This is a genomic window from Ruegeria sp. HKCCD7628 (genome assembly GCF_057221005.1).
Genome location: NZ_JBWVBA010000011.1, coordinates 13,659 through 37,160, shown reverse-complemented (window position 1 = coordinate 37,160; position 23,502 = coordinate 13,659). Strand labels below are relative to the sequence as shown.

At 53.8% G+C, this 23,502-nt stretch carries 21 protein-coding genes, 1 tRNA gene and 1 pseudogene; 7 read left to right on the top strand and 16 right to left on the bottom strand.

Annotated features, from left to right (window positions below):
• The first annotated feature begins 173 nt into the window (after positions 1-173).
• Complete coding sequence (locus AC2TAD_RS18550) at positions 174-1,517, top strand: phospholipase D family protein (protein WP_480869421.1); 1,344 nt, start codon at positions 174-176, stop codon at positions 1,515-1,517.
• 86 nt (positions 1,518-1,603) lie between these two features.
• Here the strand turns inward: AC2TAD_RS18550 and AC2TAD_RS18545 are convergent, their stop codons facing one another.
• Complete coding sequence (locus AC2TAD_RS18545) at positions 1,604-2,851, bottom strand: serine hydrolase domain-containing protein (protein ID WP_480869419.1); 1,248 nt, start codon at positions 2,849-2,851, stop codon at positions 1,604-1,606.
• 429 nt (positions 2,852-3,280) lie between these two features.
• Between AC2TAD_RS18545 and AC2TAD_RS18540 the strand changes: the two genes are divergently transcribed.
• Entirely contained in the window at positions 3,281-5,242 is a 1,962-nt protein-coding gene (locus AC2TAD_RS18540; protein ID WP_480869417.1) for an amidohydrolase, read from the top strand.
• A gap of 55 nt (positions 5,243-5,297) precedes the next feature.
• Here the strand turns inward: AC2TAD_RS18540 and AC2TAD_RS18535 are convergent, their stop codons facing one another.
• Positions 5,298-5,984 (bottom strand): YbaY family lipoprotein, encoded by a 687-nt coding sequence (locus AC2TAD_RS18535; protein WP_480869414.1) that lies wholly within the window; start codon positions 5,982-5,984, stop codon positions 5,298-5,300.
• A 316-nt stretch (positions 5,985-6,300) separates the two neighbouring features.
• Positions 6,301-6,929: pseudogene (locus AC2TAD_RS18530) on the bottom strand (tyrosine-type recombinase/integrase).
• 312 nt (positions 6,930-7,241) lie between these two features.
• On the opposite strand from AC2TAD_RS18530, the gene AC2TAD_RS18525 reads away from it, so the two are divergent.
• Genes AC2TAD_RS18525 through AC2TAD_RS18510 form a run of 4 tightly spaced genes read left to right on the top strand, consistent with a single transcriptional unit; the run spans position 7,242 to position 11,166 of the window.
• Positions 7,242-8,660 carry a circularly permuted type 2 ATP-grasp protein gene (locus AC2TAD_RS18525; protein ID WP_480869411.1) on the top strand — a complete coding sequence of 473 codons (1,419 nt, stop codon included), beginning with the start codon at positions 7,242-7,244 and terminating at the stop codon, positions 8,658-8,660.
• A 2-nt stretch (positions 8,661-8,662) separates the two neighbouring features.
• Complete coding sequence (locus tag AC2TAD_RS18520; RefSeq protein ID WP_170751434.1) at positions 8,663-9,604, top strand: alpha-E domain-containing protein; 942 nt, start codon at positions 8,663-8,665, stop codon at positions 9,602-9,604.
• Between the two features lie 3 nt (positions 9,605-9,607).
• Positions 9,608-10,405 carry a transglutaminase family protein gene (locus tag AC2TAD_RS18515; RefSeq protein WP_480869408.1) on the top strand — a complete coding sequence of 266 codons (798 nt, stop codon included), beginning with the start codon at positions 9,608-9,610 and terminating at the stop codon, positions 10,403-10,405.
• 11 nt (positions 10,406-10,416) lie between these two features.
• Complete coding sequence (locus tag AC2TAD_RS18510; protein WP_170356820.1) at positions 10,417-11,166, top strand: proteasome-type protease; 750 nt, start codon at positions 10,417-10,419, stop codon at positions 11,164-11,166.
• A 104-nt stretch (positions 11,167-11,270) separates the two neighbouring features.
• On the opposite strand, the gene AC2TAD_RS18505 is transcribed toward AC2TAD_RS18510, so the two are convergent.
• From AC2TAD_RS18505 to AC2TAD_RS18485, 5 genes are all read right to left on the bottom strand, one after another.
• Positions 11,271-11,666, bottom strand: coding sequence for a DUF6538 domain-containing protein (locus AC2TAD_RS18505; RefSeq protein WP_480869573.1), 396 nt, complete (start codon positions 11,664-11,666; stop codon positions 11,271-11,273).
• 228 nt (positions 11,667-11,894) lie between these two features.
• The gene (locus AC2TAD_RS18500) at positions 11,895-12,935 is read right to left on the bottom strand and encodes a hypothetical protein (protein ID WP_480869406.1); all 1,041 of its coding nucleotides are present in this window, start codon (positions 12,933-12,935) and stop codon (positions 11,895-11,897) included.
• A gap of 79 nt (positions 12,936-13,014) precedes the next feature.
• Positions 13,015-13,650: a recombinase family protein gene (locus AC2TAD_RS18495; RefSeq protein ID WP_170522432.1), complete on the bottom strand. Its 636-nt coding sequence runs from the start codon at positions 13,648-13,650 to the stop codon at positions 13,015-13,017.
• Positions 13,651-13,849: 199 nt separating this feature from the next.
• Positions 13,850-14,155: a hypothetical protein gene (locus AC2TAD_RS18490; RefSeq protein WP_170522433.1), complete on the bottom strand. Its 306-nt coding sequence runs from the start codon at positions 14,153-14,155 to the stop codon at positions 13,850-13,852.
• A 136-nt stretch (positions 14,156-14,291) separates the two neighbouring features.
• Complete coding sequence (locus AC2TAD_RS18485; protein ID WP_170522435.1) at positions 14,292-14,492, bottom strand: hypothetical protein; 201 nt, start codon at positions 14,490-14,492, stop codon at positions 14,292-14,294.
• 185 nt (positions 14,493-14,677) lie between these two features.
• On the opposite strand from AC2TAD_RS18485, the gene AC2TAD_RS18480 reads away from it, so the two are divergent.
• Positions 14,678-14,857, top strand: a complete 180-nt coding sequence (locus AC2TAD_RS18480; RefSeq protein ID WP_170522437.1) for a hypothetical protein — start codon at positions 14,678-14,680, stop codon at positions 14,855-14,857.
• A 392-nt stretch (positions 14,858-15,249) separates the two neighbouring features.
• Here AC2TAD_RS18480 and AC2TAD_RS18475 read toward each other — a convergent pair whose 3' ends face one another.
• From AC2TAD_RS18475 to AC2TAD_RS18440, 8 genes are all read right to left on the bottom strand, one after another.
• Positions 15,250-16,377, bottom strand: coding sequence for an HlyD family secretion protein (locus tag AC2TAD_RS18475; RefSeq protein WP_480869403.1), 1,128 nt, complete (start codon positions 16,375-16,377; stop codon positions 15,250-15,252).
• Positions 16,374-16,655: a DUF3302 domain-containing protein gene (locus AC2TAD_RS18470; RefSeq protein ID WP_170522440.1), complete on the bottom strand. Its 282-nt coding sequence runs from the start codon at positions 16,653-16,655 to the stop codon at positions 16,374-16,376. The genes AC2TAD_RS18475 and AC2TAD_RS18470 overlap by 4 nt, the downstream gene beginning before the upstream one ends.
• 46 nt (positions 16,656-16,701) lie before the next feature.
• Entirely contained in the window at positions 16,702-17,778 is a 1,077-nt protein-coding gene (locus tag AC2TAD_RS18465; RefSeq protein ID WP_480869400.1) for a DUF1214 domain-containing protein, read from the bottom strand.
• Entirely contained in the window at positions 17,775-18,821 is a 1,047-nt protein-coding gene (locus tag AC2TAD_RS18460; protein ID WP_480869398.1) for a DUF1214 domain-containing protein, read from the bottom strand. The genes AC2TAD_RS18465 and AC2TAD_RS18460 overlap by 4 nt, the downstream gene beginning before the upstream one ends.
• Before the next feature lie 762 nt (positions 18,822-19,583).
• Positions 19,584-20,090: a hypothetical protein gene (locus tag AC2TAD_RS18455; protein WP_170522444.1), complete on the bottom strand. Its 507-nt coding sequence runs from the start codon at positions 20,088-20,090 to the stop codon at positions 19,584-19,586.
• 133 nt (positions 20,091-20,223) lie between these two features.
• A complete protein-coding gene (locus AC2TAD_RS18450; RefSeq protein ID WP_480869396.1) occupies positions 20,224-21,810 on the bottom strand; it encodes a hypothetical protein in 1,587 nt (528 codons plus the stop codon).
• A gap of 95 nt (positions 21,811-21,905) precedes the next feature.
• Positions 21,906-21,981 (bottom strand) — tRNA-Val (locus AC2TAD_RS18445).
• 62 nt (positions 21,982-22,043) lie between these two features.
• Positions 22,044-23,297, bottom strand: a complete 1,254-nt coding sequence (locus tag AC2TAD_RS18440) for an aminotransferase class V-fold PLP-dependent enzyme (protein WP_480869393.1) — start codon at positions 23,295-23,297, stop codon at positions 22,044-22,046.
• Between the last annotated feature and the right edge of the window lie 205 nt (positions 23,298-23,502).

Here is a 23,502-nt window from a genome sequence, read left to right as displayed (position 1 = left end):
TTTTGGTAGCGGTGATCGCAGTGATCATTATGGGGTTACGACTGACATTTCCGCTTCCTGAGGAAAACTTTTCTGGGCCAACGTTTAAGCAAGATGCCGATTGGGACGGACCGTTAGGTGCAACAATAAAAAATGCACTTGAACGCAATCCCGGGCTCGACGGTGTAAGGCCGTTGGGAAATGGACGCGCAGCCTTTGCGGCCCGGGCGATCCTTGCAAGAGAAGCGACATCCTCAATCGATGCTCAGTACTATATCTGGCAAGATGACGTGACCGGCCTGATGCTTCTGGAAGAGCTTAGGGCAGCAGCAGAGCGCGGTGTCCGTGTCAGATTATTGGTCGATGACAACGGCATTTCCGGATTGGATGAATTGCTCGCCGAACTGAACGCTCTGCCACATGCAAATGTTCGCATTTTCAATCCTTTCACTTTGAGAAACCCAAAACTTCTGTCCTATGCATTTGACTTTGGGCGCCTGAACCGGCGGATGCACAATAAATCAATGACTGTGGACGGAGTCGCCACGATTGTTGGCGGACGCAACATAGGAGACATCTATTTCGACTACGGGGCGGGAACGCACTACCTGGATGTAGACGCGATAGCTATTGGCCCGATTGTAGATGAGGTATCGCAATCCTTCGACGCATATTGGAACAGTGCTTCCGCGTACGACGCGGAGTTATTTTTGGAGCCTCCGTCGGAAAAAACTCTGAAAACGAAGGCAGACGTCGCGCGCCAGACTGCGGTTGGCGCAGGTTATCAAAGGGCTATTCAGGAAAATGAACTGGCCGACCGGATATCGGCGCGCGATCTGAAATTCGAATGGAGCGAAGTCACTCTTTTCGTCGACGATCCGTCAAAAGGGCTGGGCGAAGTCGAGAGTGAAGATCTGATTGTCGAGCAACTTATCGAATTCGCCAAAAACTCTGAGACCTCGCTAGACCTTGTCTCAGCGTATTTCATTCCGGGCGAAAGAGGCGCGGAGGTTTTGGAGGGTTTGGCAGAGTCCGGAGTGAAGGTCCGCATTCTGACCAACTCATTGGATGCCACGGATGTTATGCCCGTTCACGCGGCCTATATGCGTTACAGGGAAGACTTGTTGAACAGCGGTGTAGAGTTGCTAGAGCTTCGAGCTTTGCGGCGTGAACATCGTGAGCGCAGCCTGCCCGAGATGCTGGCCGGGTCGGCCTCCGGTCTACACGCAAAAGTCTTTGGATCGGATGGAGAACGGATCTTCATAGGCTCTTACAACCTCGACCCCAGATCCGCGCGGCTGAATACAGAAATGGGCCTTATGATCGAAAGCCCAAAGATTGCTGCATCGCTCGCGGAGCAATTGAACCGGCCTGAGTTTTCTTATCGAGTCGAACTTAACGACAGCGGCGAGATGACCTGGCTGCAAGAAGAGCAGGATGGGACAGTCACCATTCATACCGCAGACCCGGAAACCACCGGTTTACAGCGTGCGCTGACGGCCGTTGTCAGGTTGCTGCCGGTCGAATGGATGCTCTAGTCACCAAAAGACCAACAATCCATTGACCTGCGGCCGTACACGCCAGTGCGTTATCTGACCTACAGGGAAGTCACAATGGCTCTGGCCTAAGCTTCCATGTCGATACTCGCACCTCCGGTTGCGTACCAAACGACCACTGCGTCTTTTCCTGGCGAGACATAGATGCCTTGGCCATTCATCCCACTTTTGTAGAAATCGCCATCGGCAAAAACGGCATCCCATTGGTATGCGTTTGCCATCGGTTGTTCACGGAATGCTTCGGAAAGGTGTGGGCCGAGTGTTCCCTTCATGTAGTTTTCGGCGATACCCGCTTTTTGGATCGTGTCGATCATCTTTTCAGATACAACACGGTCCGCCGCTGTCTTGTACCAGCTTGGCGTGTAGAGCAGACCAATCTTTGCCATGTCGATCAAGCGGCTGCTGATCAGACCGTGTATGATACCGTTTCCTTGAGGTGACAGCGCAAGGGTGGCGTCGCCAGTCATTCCAGCTTTGCTCCAAACCCGTTCCGTGATCGCTTCGCCAAGTCGCTGGTTCGTAACGGCTTCAATGACAAGACCAAGCATTTGCGTGTTTGCAGAAGAGTATTCGAAGGCTTCAGCCGGTTCCCGCAGCTTGGGTATAGCAAACAGGGCTTCGTTATGCGTTTGCAGGACGCCTGCTTCGTTCGGAACACCAACCTCAGCCCTGACAAAACGCCCATACGGTGTGTCGCCCTTGCGTGAAAGGGGGTTCTCTTCCAGATCCAAACCAGACTGCATGTTCAGGACGTCGATGACTTTTATGCTCTCCCAAGCTGTTCCCTTGGTGCCCTCGACATAGTCGCCAACCGTTTTCTGAACGTCGATCTTACCCTCATCTTCCAATTGACCGATCAGCAAGCTCGAAAGGATCTTTGCATTGGACATCCAGACGTGGTTGTCCGTCCGACGCATTCCCGGGTAAACCTCGTAAGCGATTTCGCCGTTGTGAAGAACCATAACACCCTGCACCGTGGAATTATCGGCATTAATCATCTCGTCGAGCGAGACAGCATTGCCATCAGCGCCCGGGACGCTCGTGGCGCCTATGGCATCTTTAAGGTTTGTCGCAAGCATCGCGACGGCCCCGTCGCGGCGAATAACCGAACTTGGCAGGAACTCGGCGAGGTTCATGTACGAAAACGCCCCGGCTTCGGTAATGTCGAGGAACTTCTGCAAATTCCATTCAGAGCTCAGGTCGTAGGCTTGCTTGGCTGTGTAACCATTCCTCAAGTCGCGGATGGAAAAGTCTTCTCGCGGCGTCGCGTATGGGTCGTCTTCAGCATGTACAGGAGAAGTTCCAAGGTTTTGCATAATCAAACCTCCAATAAGCGCAAAAACTGGAAAATTGGACTTTGAAAGTAACGAAGTGTTTGGCATCGCAGTATCGCTCCAAATGAATTGCAACTGAAGTACGGCCGCGGAGGGCTTGCTAAAATCTGGTTTTCAAAGAACTGAACAACGTAATTCTACCCGGCAGGACATAGTCCGTTTTCTCGGGAATTCGAGAGTTACTGCCGTTCTATGCTGCCTGGTGAAATTCCAACGTTGTTTCCAATGCAGTCATTCTGCGAATTTGGGCGAATTACTGCTGTGAGCCCACAGCGGGCAACAAAAGTGGCTTTCAAGTTTGGGTTGCTCAGTCAGTATTGAGTGACTGAGGGCTTAGGTTGACACATGGCAGATCAGCCTGCTCTGATCGAAGCAATTTATTTACGTCCGTAATCCCATTCGGAGGCATCAATGAAGTTCTTTAAGTCTCTCACAGTATTCGCTTTCGCTTTCCTGCCGCTTCATAGCGCTGCACAGTCCCCCTCATTGCAAGACGCCTTCGAGCGTTTCCCTGAGTTTCCCGGCACAACGGTCTACGTCGGTGGAAAAGTTCTCACCATGAATCCGGACGCCCCGGTGGCTGAAGCGGTGGCGGTCAGGAACGGTCGAATTACTGACGTTGGCACCCTGGAGGAAATCGAGGGTCGCCTACCCGAAGGTAGCTATGCAATTGACCGCAGCTTTGAAGACAAGGTCATGGTGCCCGGGTTTATTGAACAGCATTTGCACCCGCTTCTGGGCGCACTTGCGATGATGTCGGATGCCATCATTTCCATCGAGGACTGGCAATCGCCGGCCGGATTTGCGCCTCTTGCCAATAGCGAGGAGGAGTTTCGCGCACGCCTGTCCGAGGTCATCAACACATATGATCCAAGCAGCGGGCGACCGTTGATGGTCTGGGGGTATCACGCGTCGTGGCACGGGGACATGAGCCGTACGATTTTAGACGAACTGGCCCCCGACATTTCGCTGGCTGTATGGCAGCGCTCTACCCACGAGATGTACTTCAACTCGGTGGCCCTAGAACAACTGGATATCACCGAAGAATACATTGCCAGCTGGTCAAGCGAGTTGGCCCGGTCTCAAGCCAACCTTGAAAAAGGCCTCTTCCTTGAAGCTGCATTCTGGGAGCATGTGTTCTTTGAGAAGTTTGCTCCGGCCTATGCGTCTATCGACAGGGTCATGGAGGCGCTGGAGTTCACAGAGGACTATTATCACCGCAGCGGGATCACGACCCTTGCAGAGCCTGCTGGCCCTGTGGATCAAAACGCCCAAGCTCTGGTGGCGGAAGCGTTCGGTCCAGACGACACACCATTCAACTTTTATTTTATTCCCGACGGTCGAACGCTTGGGAGTATGTTTCTGAACACAGAGGGCCCCGAAAAAGTACTGGCCGAGACCGAAGCTATGCTGGCGTGGAGCGAAGGCCGAACCCAGTTCCTACCTAAGCAAGTCAAGCTGCTTTTGGATGGTGCGATCTTCAGTGAACTAATGATAATGCGCTACGGCTATCTGGACGGGCATGAAGGTCAGTGGATCATGACGCCCGATTTCTTCAAGCAGGTTTTCGACCTTTATTGGGACGCAGGTTTTCAGGTCCATGTTCACAATCTAGGAGACGGCGGTCTGGACATCCTTCTTGATACCCTTGAAGCCGCCATGCAGCGCAACCCGCGATATGACCATCGCACTGTCGTTGTACACTTTGGCTACGCCCAACCAGATCAGATCGCACGTATTAAACGTCTTGGCGCGATCGTCAGCGGCAATTCCGTTTATACGCCGACGCTCGCAGATCGGTACGCCGCAGGCAGCGTTGGTAGTGATCGCACAGAGCGCATGGTGCCTTTAGGCGATGCCGTTCGGGCAGGTATCCCTTTTTCGATGCACTCGGACATGCCGATGGCTCCTGCGGAGCCGCTGAAGTACATGTGGGCTGCTGTCAATCGGATATCCACGAGTGGTCGCGTCGTTGGTCCGGACCAGCGCATCAGTGCTGAAGATGCTTTGGAAGGTATCACCATTGGCGCAGCCTATTCACTGCAATTGGAGGATGAGATCGGTTCCATCGAGCCCGGCAAACTGGCCAACTTCACAATCCTTGAAGAAAATCCGCTAACTGTGGATCCTTTGACGCTGGCCGATATCAATGTGTGGGGAACTGTACTTGAAGGCCGTCTACAGCCCGCTCCTCCTGCAGCGGGAGAAGACAATGACGAAGCCGATGCAGGCCAGTTCATCGATAATCCGGAACGAGTGTTGATGGCGTCACTACGCCACGCACGCAGTAAGGCCCACTATCACGATCACTCGCAATCAAAGCCGTCCAACGTCTATGATCCGCTCGGGATTTCGACCTTTGATTCTCGCTGATATTGGCTTGAACAAGTCGGCTGATTGTCCCAGCTCGCTCCGATAGGCGCGGTACCTATTCTGGCAATTTACGCAGACGCAGAACCGTCGCTCCCGCTGCATTCCTGAGCGCCATGTTTGTTCCGTTTGTCACGTAGGCCACTGCCTCGGACAAGGCTTTGATCGTATCTTGTTCAAGCTTTTCTTGATCCTCAGGGCACGCCATCTTCGTTCCTGCGAAGTTGCCCGGCATGCTGAACTCACCGTTGGCTGCGTCAAGGGTTCCCGTAAACCGGTTACACCCACCGTAAAGGCCAAACTGGCCGTCTTGTTCAACTTTCAAGGAAGGAGGGTTCTCAACCATCAGCATACGCCCTGCGATCTCGTAGACTTCCCAATTGATATCGTTGATCGATTGGTCTGGGTCGTTGCCGCCCGCTCTCTTCGGCATCATTTCTAAAACGAGTTCAGCAGAATTTGGTGCGCCACGGGTGAGCACAGGTGTCGCCGTCGTAGAACGATACTTCACGTGACCGTCTGAAATGATCCTGGCAGCCACTGTGTAAGTATGGCGCTCATCGATGAGATCTTTGTCGTAGGCAATTTCAACTGTTCTGGGGACACCCGCAAGTTTGAACCTCTGGGAAGACAGGCTAACCGAAGGGGCATCAGCACGCGAAGTGTCGAGAAGTTCGACTTCTAAAACGGCGTCAGGCGGCAGCGCGATGCGTTCCTGGTAGGTCACTGTGGTTTTCACATGCATTGTCTCGGCGCCTCCAGACGAAGCGATTGAGAATAGGACAGCTGAAAATATCGCAGTCAGAATGTGTTTAAGCATTGAGAAAGGTTCTCCGAAAAATGTTCAGAAACCAACAGACTACGCGGATCTAAGAAACGCAAGAACAGACTCTTGGACATGTCTCTTTGTGCCCGCTTTGTCCGCTTGCCGTGAGATCACTAAACCCCGGAATTCACTTGCGCGGTGAACGGCAGGAATGCGGGCAGCAGCCGCAGCATTCGAGGGATGCACTGGATGTCTCCTTTGGGCCGCCAATGAAGGCGACCCAAATACGCTAGATTTAAATGGCTTCCGCGATGGCCAAAGCATCCTCCAGTTCAACACCCAAGTACCGGACGGTGCTGTCCCCCCTTGGGGTGACCGAGAAGAAGCTGAACTGCTCGAAGGTTGCCAGTCTTCTTGTATATCTGGGTGACCTTGGTTCGGCGCATCGAATGGGTGCCATGGGCACTCGCCTTGAGCCTGATTGACGTAACCCAGTCACGAACAATCCGTGCATACTGTCGGGTCGAGATGTACAGGCACTCATGGAACCTACCCGGTCACAGGTATTCCGAGCCGACCATGAGTTTATCTTCCATCCATTTCTCAACCGACATACGTGTGCCTTCAGAAATCTCGAAGTGCACCGGTTTCTGCGTTTTGCTTTGCAAAACCGAAGCCCGTTCTTTGATCTGACCAGACGCCATGACGTCCACGACTTTCATCTTCACCAGGTCACTTCCGCCCAGTTTGCCGTCGATGGCCATATTGAAAAGTGCGAGATCACGGTGATTCTCGGCCAATTCAAATCGAACACGGATCGCCCAAAGATGCTTTGGTTTCAACGGTCGTTTCTGACCCACGATGCGGCCTTTGTTCCATGCAGGGCGAAAGGGTGCGAATGGCTGGTAAGTTTGGCGTTTGCATGAATGATTCTCCGATCCGCCATGCCTTCCCACAACGACAACCCGACGTTGACCACGCCAACATATCACATGATGCTGCGCTGCCTCCGAAGTCTGGAATAAGCCCAATGTGGACGTTCGGATGCAGTACAAAACCAGATACTGTTGAACTCAAAACACTGTATGTGACTTCAAGTGGAAACACGAAGAACGCCACGTTGTTAAGTTCACGAAACTATCCAGTTAGCCTGAAAATTAGACGCTCCTTCTAAAGGCAGCTTCCAACCAAGCCTGAATGACTTGAAAAATCTGATCTATGCGTAAAACTCAAAGCATGAGTGTGTATTTTGATGAAATGTTCAACGGCGATGGGTCACTCAGAGGTCCATACGAAGAGATCGGCCGCTGGTTCAACGCGGAAGACGTATCACGACTGAGGGCGAAACAGCGCGAAGCCGAAGAGGTTTTCAGGCTGACGGGCATAACTTTTAACGTCTACGGCAAAGCCGAGGCTGAGGAACGCCTTATACCGTTTGATATCGTGCCACGAGTCATTTCAGCGCGCGAATGGCAGCGGCTGGAACGCGGTATCGAACAGCGGGTGCGGGCAATCAACGCATTTCTCCACGACATTTATCACCGTCAGGAAATAGTCCGGGCCGGGCGTGTGCCGGCTGAGATGATTGCCGGAAACGAAGCGTTCCTGCCGCAGATGCTTGGTGTCTCACCGCCCGGTCAGGTTTATACGCACATTGTCGGCGTCGATCTGGTGCGAACCGGCCCAGACGAGTTTTTCGTTCTGGAAGACAACGCCCGAACGCCATCCGGGGTCAGCTATATGCTGGAGAACCGGGAGACGATGCTAAAGATGTTCCCTGAGCTTTTTAGCGCGACCAACGTTCGGAATGTTTCTGACTACCCCCGCAATCTACGACGGTCGCTGGCGGCCTGTGCACCGGCTTGTGCAGACGGGGAACCCACTGTCGCGGTATTAACCCCGGGCATCTATAACTCGGCTTACTACGAACATGCGTTCCTCGCAGATCAGATGGCCGTGGAATTGGTCGAGGGTCACGATCTGCGGGTTGTCGACGGACGTGTCTGCATGCGCACCACTAGAGGCTATACGCCCATCGACGTGCTTTATCGCCGGGTTGATGACGACTTTCTGGATCCGCTGAACTTCAACCCTGACAGCGCATTGGGCGTGCCAGGCATTTTGGACGTATACCGCGCTGGCGGCATCACGATCGCCAACGCGCCGGGAACAGGCATAGCCGATGACAAGGCTATTTATTCCTACATGCCCGAGATCGTTGAGTTCTACACGGGCGAGAAGCCTCTGCTTCAGAATGTTCCTACCTGGCGGTGTAGCGACCCCGACTCTTTGTCTTATGTACTGGACAATCTTTCCGAGCTTGTAGTGAAAGAAGTGCACGGGTCTGGCGGCTACGGGATGCTGATCGGCCCGACTGCCAGCAAGAAAGAGATTTCAGCTTTCCGCGACAAGCTCATATCGCGGCCAGCGAACTATATTGCTCAGCCGACATTGTCGCTTTCGACGGTGCCGATCTTCGCGCGTTCTGGGCTGGCCCCCAGACATGTCGATCTGCGTCCTTTCGTTTTGGTTTCACCCGAAGGGGTCAAGATCACCCCCGGCGGCCTGACCCGCGTGGCTCTTAAGAAAGGGTCGCTGGTCGTGAATTCAAGCCAGGGTGGCGGGACCAAAGACACCTGGGTTCTGGAGGACTGACCATGCTGGGAAAAACTGCTGGCGGGTTGTTCTGGATGTCCCGATATCTTGAGCGAGCGGAAAATACGGCGAGGCTGCTTGAAACAGGTCAGAGAATGGCGTTGACCCGTACCAAAAACTCTGCCGAGGAATGGGGTTCGGTTCTAAAAACGGCCGGTGTTCTGGATGGGTACCACGCCAAGTATGACGAGATTTCAAAGGACAATGCGGTCGATTGGGTGCTGCGTGACGCTGATAACCCATCCTCGATCAAGTCGGTTATCAAGCAAGCCCGAGACAACGCGCGCCTTGTTCGGACAGCGCTCACCCATGATGTCTGGAGCGCAGTGAACTCCACCTGGATGCAGATCGACGAGGTGATGAAACGACGCGTGAATGAGCGGGACTTACCTGCAACGTTGGAACTCATTCGACAACAGGCGGCTCTGGTCCGTGGTGCCACTTTGGGGACGATGCTGCGTAACGACATTTTCGATTTCACCCGCATCGGGACTTTTGTCGAACGGGCCGACAATACTGGGCGCATTTTGGACGTGAAGTACTATGTTCTTCTGCCCACAGCCTTCTCGGTCGGCTCATCACTGGACAACATCCAATGGGAAAGCATTCTCCGTTCCGTCGGCGCTGGTGGAGGGTATCGGATGACCCATGGTGAGAAAACTCGGCCGTCTGATATTGCTCAGTTTTTGATACTGGATCAGCGGATGCCTCGCAGTTTGCACTTCTGCTGCAGAAAGATTCAGGAAAACTTGTCCTACCTGAAGAAAGACTACGGCTTTGCTGGGCCTTCGTGCGAGGCATCAAATGCTCTCTACAAGAAATACCTGGATCAGAAAATTTCCGATATTTTTGAATTCGGTCTGCATGAGTACATTCAGGATTTTCTGACCGATCTCGGCAATTTGAGCCGTCAGATCGAGATTGATTACAGGTTCTACGAGTAGCCAATGAAACTGCACATTCGACACGAGACACGATACGATTTCGACGCGCCGGTTCCCTTCGGTCTGCAACAGCTGCGGAAAACACCAAAGTCATTTCGAAACCAGAGCATTGTGAGTTGGAGCACCCAGATCACCGGTGGGCATAAAGAGCTGACATTTGAAGACTACCACCGCAACACGGTGGAATTGATCAGTTTCGAAACAAACACCCAAAGCATCTCGTTGATCTCCGAAGGCATTGTTGAAGTGAATGACACGCACGGCGTTCTGGGGCGTCACGAAGGGTCGACGCCCTTGTGGCTATTCAAAAGAAGCACACCGCAGACATCGCCGGGGAAAAGAGTTGCAGAGCTGATAAGCGCATTGCCCAACGGCGAACCGCTGGAGCAGATGCATGCACTGTCCGAAAGAATTCGAGCTACGGTCTCGTACGAAATTGGAAGTTCACACCCGGGTTGGAGCGCAGAAGATGCCCTCAAAGCTGAGCGGGGCGTGTGTCAGGACCATACGCACATCTTCATTACCTGCGCCCGACAGCTCGGAGTGCCAGCACGCTACGTCTCGGGCTACTTGATGATGAACGAAACGGAGCTGCAGGACGCGACCCATGCCTGGGCCGAAGTGCATTTGGACGGGCTTGGGTGGGTCGGATTTGACGTCTCAAACGGGATTTCGCCAGATGATCGATACGTACGCGTCGCAACCGGTCTGGACTATGCCCAAGCCGCCCCGGTAATAGGGAACAGAATTGGGACAGCGGGCGAGCAATTGACAGTGCAGTTGCAAGTCGCACAGCAATAACGGAGACATGAATGACCTATGCTGTCGGCATGCGGTTGAACCGCGGGTTGGTATTTATGTCCGATACGCGCACGAATGCCGGCGTCGACAATGTTTCAACCTTCAACAAGATGTTCAACTGGACAGTCGAAGGTGACCGGTCGATCACAATCCTAACGGCCGGAAACCTGGCCACTACTCAGGCAACGATAAGCCTCCTAGAAGAACGAACGAAAGCGCCGGCAGATCGTTCACCATCGATCTTAGAAGCACCGACAATGTTTCAAGTTGCGCAACTGGTCGCGGCTACGCTGAACGACGTCATCGAGGAGCATGCCCGGTCCGGTCAGCAAGCTGACAGCGCTTTTCACGCGACGCTCATTGTTGGAGGCCAGATCAAGGGCGGTCCGTCTCGCCTTTTTTTGATCTACCCTGAAGGCAATTTTATCGAGGCCGGCGACGACACCCCGTTCTTTCAGATCGGTGAGACAAAATATGGCCGTCCTATTCTGGTGCGAGCCTACGATCCGGAAATGAGTTTTCCAGAAACCGTGAAACTCTTGCTTGTCAGTTTTGACTCCACGATTAAGGCCAATCTGTCTGTCGGGGCGCCGCTCGACCTGCTTCTCTACGATGAAGACAGCCTTGATGGCGGTACGCGGTCAAGATTCGAAGCTGACGACCAGTACTTTCGCAGTGTTTCCGATGGATGGGGTGACGCGTTAAAATCGGCCTTGGCCAAACTTCCAGAATACAGATCGGGGCGAAGATCAAACGATTGAGCGTCCGCTTTGTCCGCGGTCCAGACGTCTGCGATAACTAAAACCGAGCAAGTGCAGCGAATGGCAGCAGTGCGGGTTGCGACTGCGGCATCCAGCCAATGGGTTTAATGTCGGCAATGGGTCGTGAGTGGGGGGTCCGAAGATCGCCTCCCACACATTATCCTGACCTTCGTGCTGTTACTTATCCCGTCCGCTTCAGCTAACCACCTGTCGGCGGCATCTCCCACGGTATTCCCCTGCTTGGGTTTACTAGGGCCAACAACTTGAGACGGTGTTTGTCCTTCGGTGATCGCTTCAATTATTTCCTCAAGGACTCTTGGACGGCGCTTCAATGCTTCGGCTAGATCCTGAGTTCCTAATCCTCTGACAATCTCTCGTTTGCCAACAATGTCTTGGTACTCAGTCGGTACAGCTACCCTTACAGCGTACCCCTTGCCTCTGAGTAACAATCCTCTGGATAGTCCAACGCTGTTTTGAGGTATTGATTCCCGTACATTCATCCTCAATTAGTATCCCAGTTCTCGTTTCAAGACCCTGATTAAACCATTGAAAATGAAGGGAATGGTGGGTGATGAGAGACTCGAACTCCCATGTCTTCACCGCAAGAGCCTTGTTTTTATGGCGCTTCAAAGTCGCTGCCTGTAGCGTGATGTACTCCTTCAATGTACTGCTGGTCAAGGTTTCTCGGACGTCCAATCGGCCAACCTGTGATCGGTCACCAAGCAACATCATGCCCACCTGAGATACGATCTTTTGTAGGTCGGGATTGGGGCGATTGAGTTATAAACATCAGTCAACCCATCAATTCGATGATCCAGAGCTTGATACATGTTCCTCAACCGTGGTCGGAACTCATCGGGCAAAGTCAGTTTCGTGTAGCCGCGCAATAGGTGCCGCTGCAGCTCCAACACCTCAATTGTGACGAGCAACTCCAACAACTGCGGAAGAGTTTTGACAGTGTCCAACTCGAACCTTTTCTCGCCATCCACCAGCTCTACCGATTTCTCAATGTCGGTACAGACTTCGCCGATCGGGTGGTGAAAGTGTTCCCCCAGCGTGTAAAAGGTGAAGAACCTCTGCTGCCGGAAGCGTAGCAGGTCTACGGCCCAACTTGGCTTGAAGTCTCCCGTGGGCCTCGCGACTATGAAGGGTGTATTGAAGCCTTCGACATTAACGGTGTCAGCAGCCTCAACTATTCCCATCGCCTCCTGTAAGAAGCCACCAGCAGAGGCTGACAGAATAACGATGTCCTTGACGATCAGAGCCATCGCGCTGGGCATCCTTATCCAAGCAGTGGTGTCTGTTCCCACAAGGCCAATACCTTTACCCTTTGTCTGGTACTTGAACACTCGTACCAATCTATCCGAAGTCGCCAACCTTTCGTTGATAGAGAAGTTCGGTGTGATGTCATGTCCCGCCTTTCCGTGTGCCAACTGGAGACGCCAAAGACCAACACGAATCTTGTCCATCCAGTCCAGCAACAACCTTGCGTCCGCTCCGAGCAGGTAGCCCTCCTCGAGCCTCTCGAACACTTCTTTGATTAGTTCTTCCAGCCGCCCGTAGTGCTGGTTGCAACTTGTGCAAGATGGGAGTGTGAAGTTAGCCCACAGCAGGTTGCGATCCCCATCGGGTGTCCATACTTCGGCAGGCTTATTTTGATTTCCGGCAAGAGCTTGAAGCCATTTTGGGATAACGTGTTCAAGGTTCTTTCGGTCAGGCTTTTTCCCGCAGAAAACACATTGCCGCCAGTGGCGTTCTTCATTTTTCAATGTCTAACCCTCGCCAAGCCTTCCTCATATTCACTTCCCATGGGCAGAACCAACTACAAATCACCGAAGATAGAAATAGTTAAAGGCCCCATTTGGCTAATGCTACTTGTGCTGCAGCCGGGTCTTTTTTGATCCGCAGGACTGTTTGGCGAGTAAGCTCTGTTGCCTTTGCGATCTCTGAGGTCCCGACGCCCCGAGTTAACATATCTGTAACGATCATCAGCTTGCGGCTGTCATAGCTGGGCTTTTTGCCTCTGTACTTGGCTTCGTTGTTCCTTGCAGCCTGTATGCCCGCCTTCTGAGCTTCTTTTGTTGCTTCCGCCTGAGCCTGAGCTGTCGCAGCCATAAAGGCTATCAGTGCGTCTCTCACCGCTTCCTGCATGGGGTCTGTTGTTGCTCCGTCAAACGTGAGGTTGTTGATCACCGTGCGCACGACTACTCCCTGCCTCATGAAGTGCCTGATGGTGTCGGTCACGTCTTGGTAGTTACGACCTAATCGATCCACCCAGCGGACCAGTAGTGTGTCTCCACGGCGAAGCTTATCGTACAACCGCTTCCCCTCAGGTCTTTCCTGCAGGGTTGTGCTAACGCCTGAAACCCCATGGTCGGATACCACCTCGTCGATCTCAAACCCAGCGGCCTCAGCTTGCGCTCGCTGATGGTCAAGCGTCTGGTCAGCAGTCGAAACTCGTGCATACAGGATGGTCTTGCTCATGTCGTCCTCGTGTCCGTTTAGGTGATGTACGCTGATAATGGTGTACGTTGATATAAGTCAACCCTTGCGGACAGGCATTTGCCGAGCCGTACTGGTGTACGTGGAGCTATACCCCTGCGGACAATTATGTGACGAGCAAGCAGGCACAAGAGGAGAGTTGAAGCTCCCCTCTTAGCTGCCTCCTAGCAGAAATGAAGGCTTAGCTTTCTGCACTGATCTGTCTGTCATGAAGCACCAGCAACTCGCTGTTTACTCTCAATAGTTTGTGGATCAGATCCTTAGCAACTCTGAGCGTGTCGGTCAGGGAAACAAGCTTAGGATCAAACTCATCGTACAGTTCTTGCTGTAGCTTGTGAAGTTCGACCATGCCGACGAAAACCTCCCAAAGCTGTTCAATCGTCGCGTCGATCTTGTGTAGCAGTTCTCCAGTAATTTGCTCCTCCTGCGTAGGATCGCCCGGTAAGGCAAGGGTGTTGGAAGTGGTTTGTGTGGTATTGATTGACATGGGTGTTCTTTCCTAGGTGTCAGTTGCGCTTTGGCGCTGGACCAAAGAACTCGCCAAGCGGAGGCATGACGAGCGGTTATTAGGAATTTGTGTGGAGGGTCTTGATGATCCGTGGGTGGCTAATTTGGCTCGATCCTTACAGCTCAGCTGCAGCTTCGACAGTTAGAGACTTACTGACCGAGTGGTTGATACGTTCAACGCGCAGCTCGATCAGGCGGTCCCAGTTATAGGTTGCTTCCACTATGGCGCGGATTTCGCTCATCTCTTCGACTTCGTGTGTTTCTTCAATTGGCCCGGTCTCAGACCGGTATTTGAGGGTCGCATTCCAGCGGTTCATGCTTGCTTCCAATTCTTGATTGAGGAGGGGTCAGCGTCTAGCAGCTCGGTGGCTTCACATTGAAAAGCCTGTGCTAGATCATTGGTGGAACTTAATTGCCGACAGGTGAGTCAAACTGACTCAGTGCAGTTCTGGAATGCGCGACGTAGCGTCCGGTTCAATCGAACTCGAACGAAGGAAGACCCATGAAGACCCACACCGTCGCGTTGCCATTCACCGGTGCCATCACGATTGAGAACAATGGTTCACTGCTGCCGTTCTGCCGTCCAGAGCTAAAGCGCACAAGCGCAGGCGAACTGACGCTATGCGCAGGAAAGGTGAAGCTGTACCTGACCCGCAGTGCTGCTTATCAACGCGCTGTCTGAGGCGCATAGAGACGTTGAGAGGGGTGGGACACCTCCCCTCGACTTCAGGTCCGCTGCGTCCCTAGCGGTTGGCTGGTCGTAGGCCATCACGCTATCCCCCGGTCAATTCTCGCAGCCACAACCGTAGCGCCACCTTGAAGGGGGGAACGGTTTACAGCCGTATATAGATTGAGGCGTTCAGATTTTTGACCCCTTTTATGCCGTGACAGTTACTCGACTAGTGTTCGGCACCTGACACAAGATACCCGATGGAAGTAGCTATCCAACACTAGCCCGCATCCCTGACCAAAACTGTCAGATGACGGCAGTGAGCCCAAACTTACCAAATGCTGCAGCTTGTACCGATGTCCGCTTCCACTATAGGGCTCGCGGTCGGCCTTCAAATAATTTCGCTACAGTCCTGGTCTGATGTAATTCAGGATTGAGTTCATTCTGACAATCACTTTGCGGATCACGTGCGTTGCCGCAGCTGAATCAGTGTACATCGCCGCCAAACCGGCTGCGCCCGGAGGGATCGATGCCAGTATGTCAGGGTCGTCCGGAATAATGGTAACGATGAAGGGCTCGCTTACGATCTCCCCAGCCTGAAAGACAGTTCCGCTGACTTGAGCTTGTCCCTGTGAAGAAATATCGAAGATCGTATCCACCGTGCCGGTTACCAGCTCTCCCGGTCTGATCTTGAAGGCAATTTCAGCAGGTTGACCTGGCCGAAGATGGCGGAGGTAGATCTGATGTACCTGAACGACCAAGGCTTTTTCAGCAGTGTCAACGAACACTCCCGCGGGCGAAAACGGGAACGATACCACTCTTTGACCTTCTGTGATGGCAAGGTTGTTCACAAAGCCTTCCGAAGGAGCACGGACAATTGTCTCTTGCAGATTCCACTGCGCCTGATCAAGCGCCGCTTGCGCCTCTGCAAGCTTAGCGACAACGCCATCCGGTGTGAGGGCATCGAGTTCGACCTGTGCCCGAGACACGGCCGCCTGTGCTTGATCAACTGAGCCTTGTGCCGCTTCGAGATTGGATTGACGGGTTTCAAGCCGATTTTCCGAAATAGCCCCGCTTTCGACAAGCCTACTATCATCCTCAAATCGTGATTGAGCCAGGTCTCTTTGCGCGATTGCCTGACGCAGTTGCGCCTGGGCGGAGGCAAGGCTATCACGGTCCTGTCGAATTTGTGCCTCGACACGTGAAAATGTTGCTTGCGCTCGTTCAACCGCAATTTGAAAGGGCTCCGGATCGATGCGGAATAGCACGTCACCCTCTTGCATCGGAACATTTGGCTCTGCCACGACCTCTACCACCTGGCCAGCGACGTTTGGTACAATTGGAACAGCTCTCGTCAAAACCTTAACGGGTCCAGAAGGTGCTCCCCATTGCATTGGAATGAAAAGGAAGATGAGCAAGATGACCATCCAGCCGATGGTCGAAAGCCAAGTCGCCTTGGAGTTGGGAAGAATCCTGAGTTTTACAAGAACGAAAAGGACTGCAATATATATGAGGGTCAGAAAGACAATCATGACGCACCTTCCGACCGAGCACCGGTTTTGGCTTCGATTGCTGAATTCGTTAATGTTTGCAGCGGCGATTTTGTGAATGCCCAAATCAGTGCAAGCGGCCAAAACACGCCAAAGGTAATCGCTCCCACCCAGCCAGCGACATTGATTGCATCTGCCTGGGGATGTTCGCGCTGCTTCGCGATTTTCCCCGGCAGCATTGCCAAGATCACAAACCCTACGATGGCTGTGAGGATCAGTATGACTAGTACGACCCACGCAAATATGTCCAAGCCACTCACTCGAAGTGCCTCCCTGTTTTAGCTATGCTCACCGAACTTTGTTTGTCTAATTAGCCGGAACAATATCCGGAACACGGTAGGCTCGAAATTCTTCGACATCTGGTCGATATGCCCGAAGCAGCAGGTTCCAACCGTCTTCGGGCGTGAACACGAAGTTAGGTGCAAGTGTGCGACAGTCCTCGCTACCGAATGCAACGTCAAACGAGCCATCGTCGTTGCTGACAACGCCCTGGTTGGAGCTGACGATGTTATCGGTATCCGACATCAGGTACTTCTGCGGGCCATACACCGTGATTGAAAAGAATGCGTCGACCGGCACTTTCGGGAAAGTTGCGGTGTAGCAAGCGCCTCCCACAGCGCTTTCAGGACGACCGATAGCGTACATTGCGTTTTCGTCCGCCGACAAACCCCAGGCGCCTGCCGTGACGTAGGTGAAATATTCCCAGTCCTCGACATCGGCGACCCGCTTCTGCATCGCACCGAACGATGAAGGCAGCTTGGAATACTCAGCCAGTAGGGCGGCCCGCACCCTTTCAAGTGCCTCCGCGTCAAAGCTTGGCAGATCATCCTCTGGCGCGGCGCCTGAAATCGCATATTGTGGCTGAAGTTCTTCAGTCACCAAACGCACATCGTCGGCCGTGGCATCTGTTCCTGTCCGAATGCCAACAGCGACGAAATCGGTCTCGAAATCCTCGGACGAGAAAGTGTATTGACCGTCCCCGTACAGGTAGAACGGCGTCATGTGGTCTTCCGTAATGATCTGGATCGATAGAAACCTGTCGCCCACATCTGGCACATCCAGCGTGAAGCCCTGTCGCGCATTAACAATCGCAATCGAATAGATCGTGTCGTTATTGGGCGAAACGACCCAGCGGTCGTCGGCGGTGGACAGGTTCGTGAAGTGAAAGAACTGGTTGATGCCAGAGCGACCCATGAAGTTCGCAAAGAACGCCCGGCTATCTGCATTGATATATTCGGCGGCGCTCATCCCGTAATCGTTCGGATCGGTGGACCAGCCGGAACTGTCTATGTCCGGGATATCCGCGACCGCCGCTGGTGCGATCAGAGTGCTGCATAGCAGGGCGGCTGCAATCTTGTAGAACTTGCTGGATGCGTTTTTCATTTTGTTTGAACCTCGACTGTCAAGTCAGCGCCGGGAACCGGAACATAGGCGCGAAGGACGCCGTAAAACGGCGTTCCGGTTGGGATGCCGTTCTGCCCCTCGCCGGACGGGCTGAGCGTCACGGTATGGGTGCCGTCTTCATTCGGCTCCGCTGTATAGCTGGTTTGATCGTAGATGCCCTTATCGTTCGGGATCAGCAGCTTGTTGGCGGAGGCATAAACTGTGACGGAGAAGTAACCGCCATCTTCGACGATGTTTGCAGGCACGGTCAGAACATATGTGTCATCACCATTAAAAGGTTGGCCGTGTTCATCAAACGCCAGTAGGCCGTACCTCACCACGTTGGACGGTGTGCCAAGTTGTCCCTGAAAAACGCCGACCGCGGCGTGAATTTCGCCCACGTCACCGGAAACTGACCCGAATAGCTTGTCGGTATCCACCAGCGGCACCGCCGTCTCGATCAGCTTCAGCGCCGCCGCCTCTGTATCGGGCGAGAACCGCTGCACGTCGCGGTCCATGTCGCCCTGGCCGCCTTCCATCACAATCTCACCGCTCAGCGTCATGACCTCGTCAAGATTGTCGACGACGACCATGCGGGTGAAGGCAAGCCCTTGGTCGGTCTCAAGGGCCAGTTTGTGAAAGTCGCCCTCGGGCAGGGTTTGCCCGGGCCGGTACAGCAGGATCGGCAAATCCGGGTTCACGATGACGCCCGGTATGTTGTGCTTCATGTCAAAAATCGACACCGAGAAGTAGCGGTCGTATTGCGGAGCGCGGATGATCGCCGGGCCCTCGGACAGGCTGAACCAGTTATAGCCATAATTCACCGTCGCCTGCGGCGTGATAACCGTGTCATCGGTGGGGTCTACGAGTCCCGTGAACTGAAAACTGCCCGGCTCGTTGGTTTCAAGCCAGCGCTGCATCATGCGGACCTGTTCCTGATTGGGATACTCGCGGATGTAGTTTTCGATGGTGTCCTGAGCAATTGCAGGAACAGCAAAGAATGGCAGAAACAAGATCAGAGTGCACAGCATGCGTATCAACATTTCGGTCCGCGCCTTATTGAAAGTTGGAAACATGAATTTTGGATGTGTGATTACTAACGTATCGGTTTACTAGTGTGGAGCAAGCTCCAACGGATAGTGCGCTCCCATGACGCACATTTTGGGCCGTAAATGGCCAAAGTTGGCAAACGAGTGATTTCCACGGTCCAAAACCCTTCAAGAACGAGCCTTTGTCTCTCCTAGTTTCGGATTTGTTATTGATCACATGCGCCCGCCTTCGACTGGTAACCCCAAAGCGATCATCGACGAACTTGCGGCGGATGGCAGTTTCGTCCGCATACCTGCACCTCGAACCTTCCTACGAGCGACCGAGGGCATTCTGGGGATATCAGTCTGTCACCCAACACTAGCAACAGCGACAAGACCCACACCGCGTAAAACAAAAAAGCCCCCCAAACGAAAAACGCTGGAGGGCTGTAGCTACATGCCATCACCTAGCCATGGGGCTGGGTCATCCCCTATGGCTGTAGCTATGGAAACTATGACTATGGGATATAACGGGGGAGGGGATAAGCCACAGACAGCTACACACGAAGCATTGGGATAGCTATAGTGTAGCGGGGGCATTTATCAATGGTGGAACCTATTCCCAAAGCATTGTTAATAAAAGATTTTCGCCACCTCAATTCTGCACCCGAAATCCCACCGCGATCCGCTGTCGAAACCCACCTACGATAAGCTAAAGCCCCCGCCGAAAAGCGGGAGGCCCTGTTGATATCATGGCGGCATTTGGCTCACGCATAGCTATTTTGCGCGAGCGGCGATCATCCTTTGGCGAGCGATCATCAGTGTACGGTCTTCAAGTTGATCCAGCGCCTTGTTGACCCAAACCCTGCCTTTATCGGTCAGCTTGTGACGGTGTCTCTTGCCATCTTTGTATGCCACAATGAGACCCGGTGCTTTTGTTCCCCCGCCTTTCTTTGCGCCGAGTTTCTTAAGCGTCTTATAGATCGTGCTTTGGACCATACCGAATTTGTCTTGCAGGTACTTTGACGTGCATCCCGGCTCATCAGCGATGGCCAGCAAAACATGGGTGTTCAACAGTGCTTCAACATCGCGCCCAAGTGAGAGGCTGGCTAGTGCTGTACACATCGGCCCCGCCAACTCGCTGATGATTTCCTCGTCGTTTGTTTGATTTGGTTTTGTCATGGATTGCCTTTCAGACTTCTTGAAATTCTGCCCGAGCGTTTCGGGTATTAAGCAATGGTGGAACTCAATGATTTCGGACGGAATAGATGGTGGGCCTGCCAATGGGACAGAGGGAGCGTTGCAATTCGGGCAGGGCTGTGTTGCGCGGTGCAGCGAAGAAGGACGAGGCCCAGTATGTGGGCTGAATCCATGCCGCTAATGCTGCTTCAGTTGTGTTTGGCGGAACCCCATACGCTCAATCAACTGCGTAAGGCGTTACCTTTCGCATCTGAGCTGCCAAGCCGGGAAGCATCGCATCGCTTTTGCCGTATCCCTCAGCCGAAGACCCGCGCGACCGCCCCGTGATGTACAGCTTGGCGGCGTCCGTCATGTGCGCGATCAAGGCCATGTCTTCGAATAGGTGCCGCCAGCCGTGGTTCGGTGCCAATTCGCGTCGTGTTAAGCCGAGTTCATTTCTGACCCAGTCACGGATGTTCCCCTGCGATCTGTTCGGGAACAAGCGATTGCTACCGCCCTTGCGCCCCTCTTCGACGAACTGAAGCAACCCCTCGTCAATCAAAGCTGGGTGTACCGGAACGCGCCTGATGCTGTATCCGCCTTTGATCAGTTTGTCGTCCTCCGACGTGAGCCTGTAGAACCAGTCATCGCCGACGCAGAAGAAGTCATCTGGTCCGAGTTGCGCCACTTCTCCAATACGCGCACCTGAGTATGCGCACATCCAAGGGAGCCAGCGGCGCTCCGGCTTGCTCTCATTACGTGCAGCTTTCAGGATGATCCTCGCTTCGTCCAATCGAATCGTACGCGCTGCGCTGTCCGTCGCTTCTGCCTTCGGTGGTTTAACCACGTCCAAAGGGTTCCTTTCGGGAAAGACCTCGCCCAGCCCTTGCTCCCGCGCCCATTCGATAACTGTCTTTACGTTCTTGAAGCGGTCGCGGACAGTTTTGATTTTGAGCTTTCCAGCATCAAGCAAGCCGTTCAGCCATTGGTCAGCTTGCTTGGCGTCGATAGACAGAACGTCATCATCACCTCTGGCAGCGTCGAACTCTGCGACAGCTTGCCTGTACTTCTTTTCCGACCGCTCACGTAGCGGCGTTCCACCACGCCCAGAGGCCCGCCGTTGTACCTCTTTGTCGATCACTTCTTCGAAGGTGAGGCGGGCGCGGGCAGGAGGTGCTTCAGCTGCAGGTTCGGCGACCTCAAAGGCTGGGTAATTGGTTGTCTCTCCGCTATCCGAATAGTCGCCCTGCGCCTTAGCCTCATTCACTTGCGCCGCCTCATTCAACGCATTCGATAGGTGTCCCAGCAGTTTCGTACGCGACGCTGCAGTTATGTTCAGGTGATGCTTTCGGAGAACGTCATCGACGAACCCGCCAAACCTCGCTTCAAGTGTTTTCAAAGTCTGCTTCGGGTCATCAACTTCCACCTGCAACTCGTTGACAAGACCCCGCTGCGCCAGCTCGTTCCACTTAAGCACCCGCTGCCATCTCTCCGGGTCTCCGGGGTTGTCATCGAAAACCGTCACAAACACGCTTCTCACTTCGCCTGCAAGCGCCAGCGACTGCTTGTGGGTGAGTTTTGCTGGCCCCTGTCTCAAGCTCTCCCAGTGGGCTTCTATTCCAGCTAAGGCGGCAGGGAACCTCTGCCGTGCCACTTTAAGGTCAGATGTTCCGAGAGGTAGCTTCGCGTGTGTCCCGACCTTACGATTGATGATCTGCCCGTTGATCGTCGCCGTCACGTAAGTTCCCTTAGCCTCGCCCTTGAGATCGGCAGGGACAGCGACTCGGCAGTAATACGAGCCTTTGATCAGTGTTGGATTAGGCATGACTAAACAACCCATAATGTACTCCCGCAATGTACTCCGAGCGGCAGCGGATCATCCTTATTTTAAAGGACGCCAGTAAAACAAGGGCTGTTTGATGGTGGGTGATGAGAGACTCGAACTCCCGACATCTTCGGTGTAAACGAAGCGCTCTACCAACTGAGCTAATCACCCGTGACGGTGCATTTAGCCAAGCCAGCGCCCGGGTGCAAGAGGGTCTGGAAGAATTTATTTGATCAAGCTGTCATCTCGTTCACTGCGGCTAGCAATTGGGCGACTTCTTGTTCGGTGTTATAGTGACAAAGCGATATGCGGATGCAGTCGTTCAGCCCCAACGGGGTCAGAACGTTGCCGCTGTAGTGATCGGCTTTGCGGATGTGGGTACGGATGCCCTGGTTATTCAGGCGTGTCACAACATCGGCAGAGGGGATATCCCACACGACAATTGAAACCAACCCTTCGCGGGCAGGGTTGTTTGCGCCGCCAAGAATTGAAACATGCTCCATATCGCGCAGGCCCGGCAGATTGCCGGTGCCGTTGATCATTGCACCTGTCAGATGCGATTCGTAGGCATGGATGGCGCGGCCAGCAGCCTCGATCCGGGCGCGGCGGTCCATGTGCTCCGAGACTTGGTCGCCCAGCCACTCGAAATAAGCCACCACGTCGGAGATGGTCGCGTAAGCACCGGTGTCGCGGGTTCCGAATTCCCACCCTTCAGACGGGGCGTAGATCAATTGGTCGTGGGGAAGGGCGGTCAGCCGGTCCGATATCCATGCAATGCCATACCCGTGGCGCGAGAACACTTTGTAGGGTGAGATTGCATAACCATCGACATTGTAGCTGTTGATATCCAACTGCCCGTGAGCCGCGTGCTGAATACCGTCCACAATGATGAAACACTCGGGCGAGACCTCACGAATGGCCCGCGCGATGGCTGCCACATCCATCCCCATACCTGTGACCGGCGAGGCGTGAACGATTGTGGCGACACAGACGTCCGGAGTCATTGCAGCCCGGAATGCTTCAGCGGTGACGAGACCTGTATCGTTGTCGTGCTGGACGTTGACATAGTCCAGCCCAGCAATGTCAGCCCAGCGGCGGGCGGCGCTGCGACTGGCGGGATGTTCGATGGAACTGCCGATGACCTTGCCGCCTTTGGGCGCGTTCACGCAGGCGGTGCGGATCATACGAAACAGCAGTTCGGTCCCGCTTTCACCGACAAAAAACTGACCTGAAGGCGCATTCATGAACACAGCTAAGTCAGCCTTGGCGGTGTTGATGGTGTCGACAAGCGCATGGCTAGCGACGTTGTCGCGCCCCTGATTGTCGGGGATAGCTGCGAACTTGGCCGACGTCTCGACCACGGAATTCAACGTCAGGGCCCCACCTGCGTTTTCAAAGAAAATCCGGGGCCCTTGAAAGGGACAGCTTTCGACATGGGCAAAACGCGCGCGTACGGCGTCCATCAAACCTGGGATAGTGTGCAACATGTCGGCTTTCCTGTTCCTGACTCGCGCGCAGCATCCCCGTGACACGTATCAGGATCAAGATCGTTTGCGACATTGTCGCTGGGTCTGTTGACGAAAATGGCTTGGGACAAGGATTTTCCAGCAATATCTGCCCTTTGGGTGAACCTGCGGCGCATCGGCGCTTGCACGCCCCCCGGTGCCTCAGATATCCCCAAGAGGACCTTAA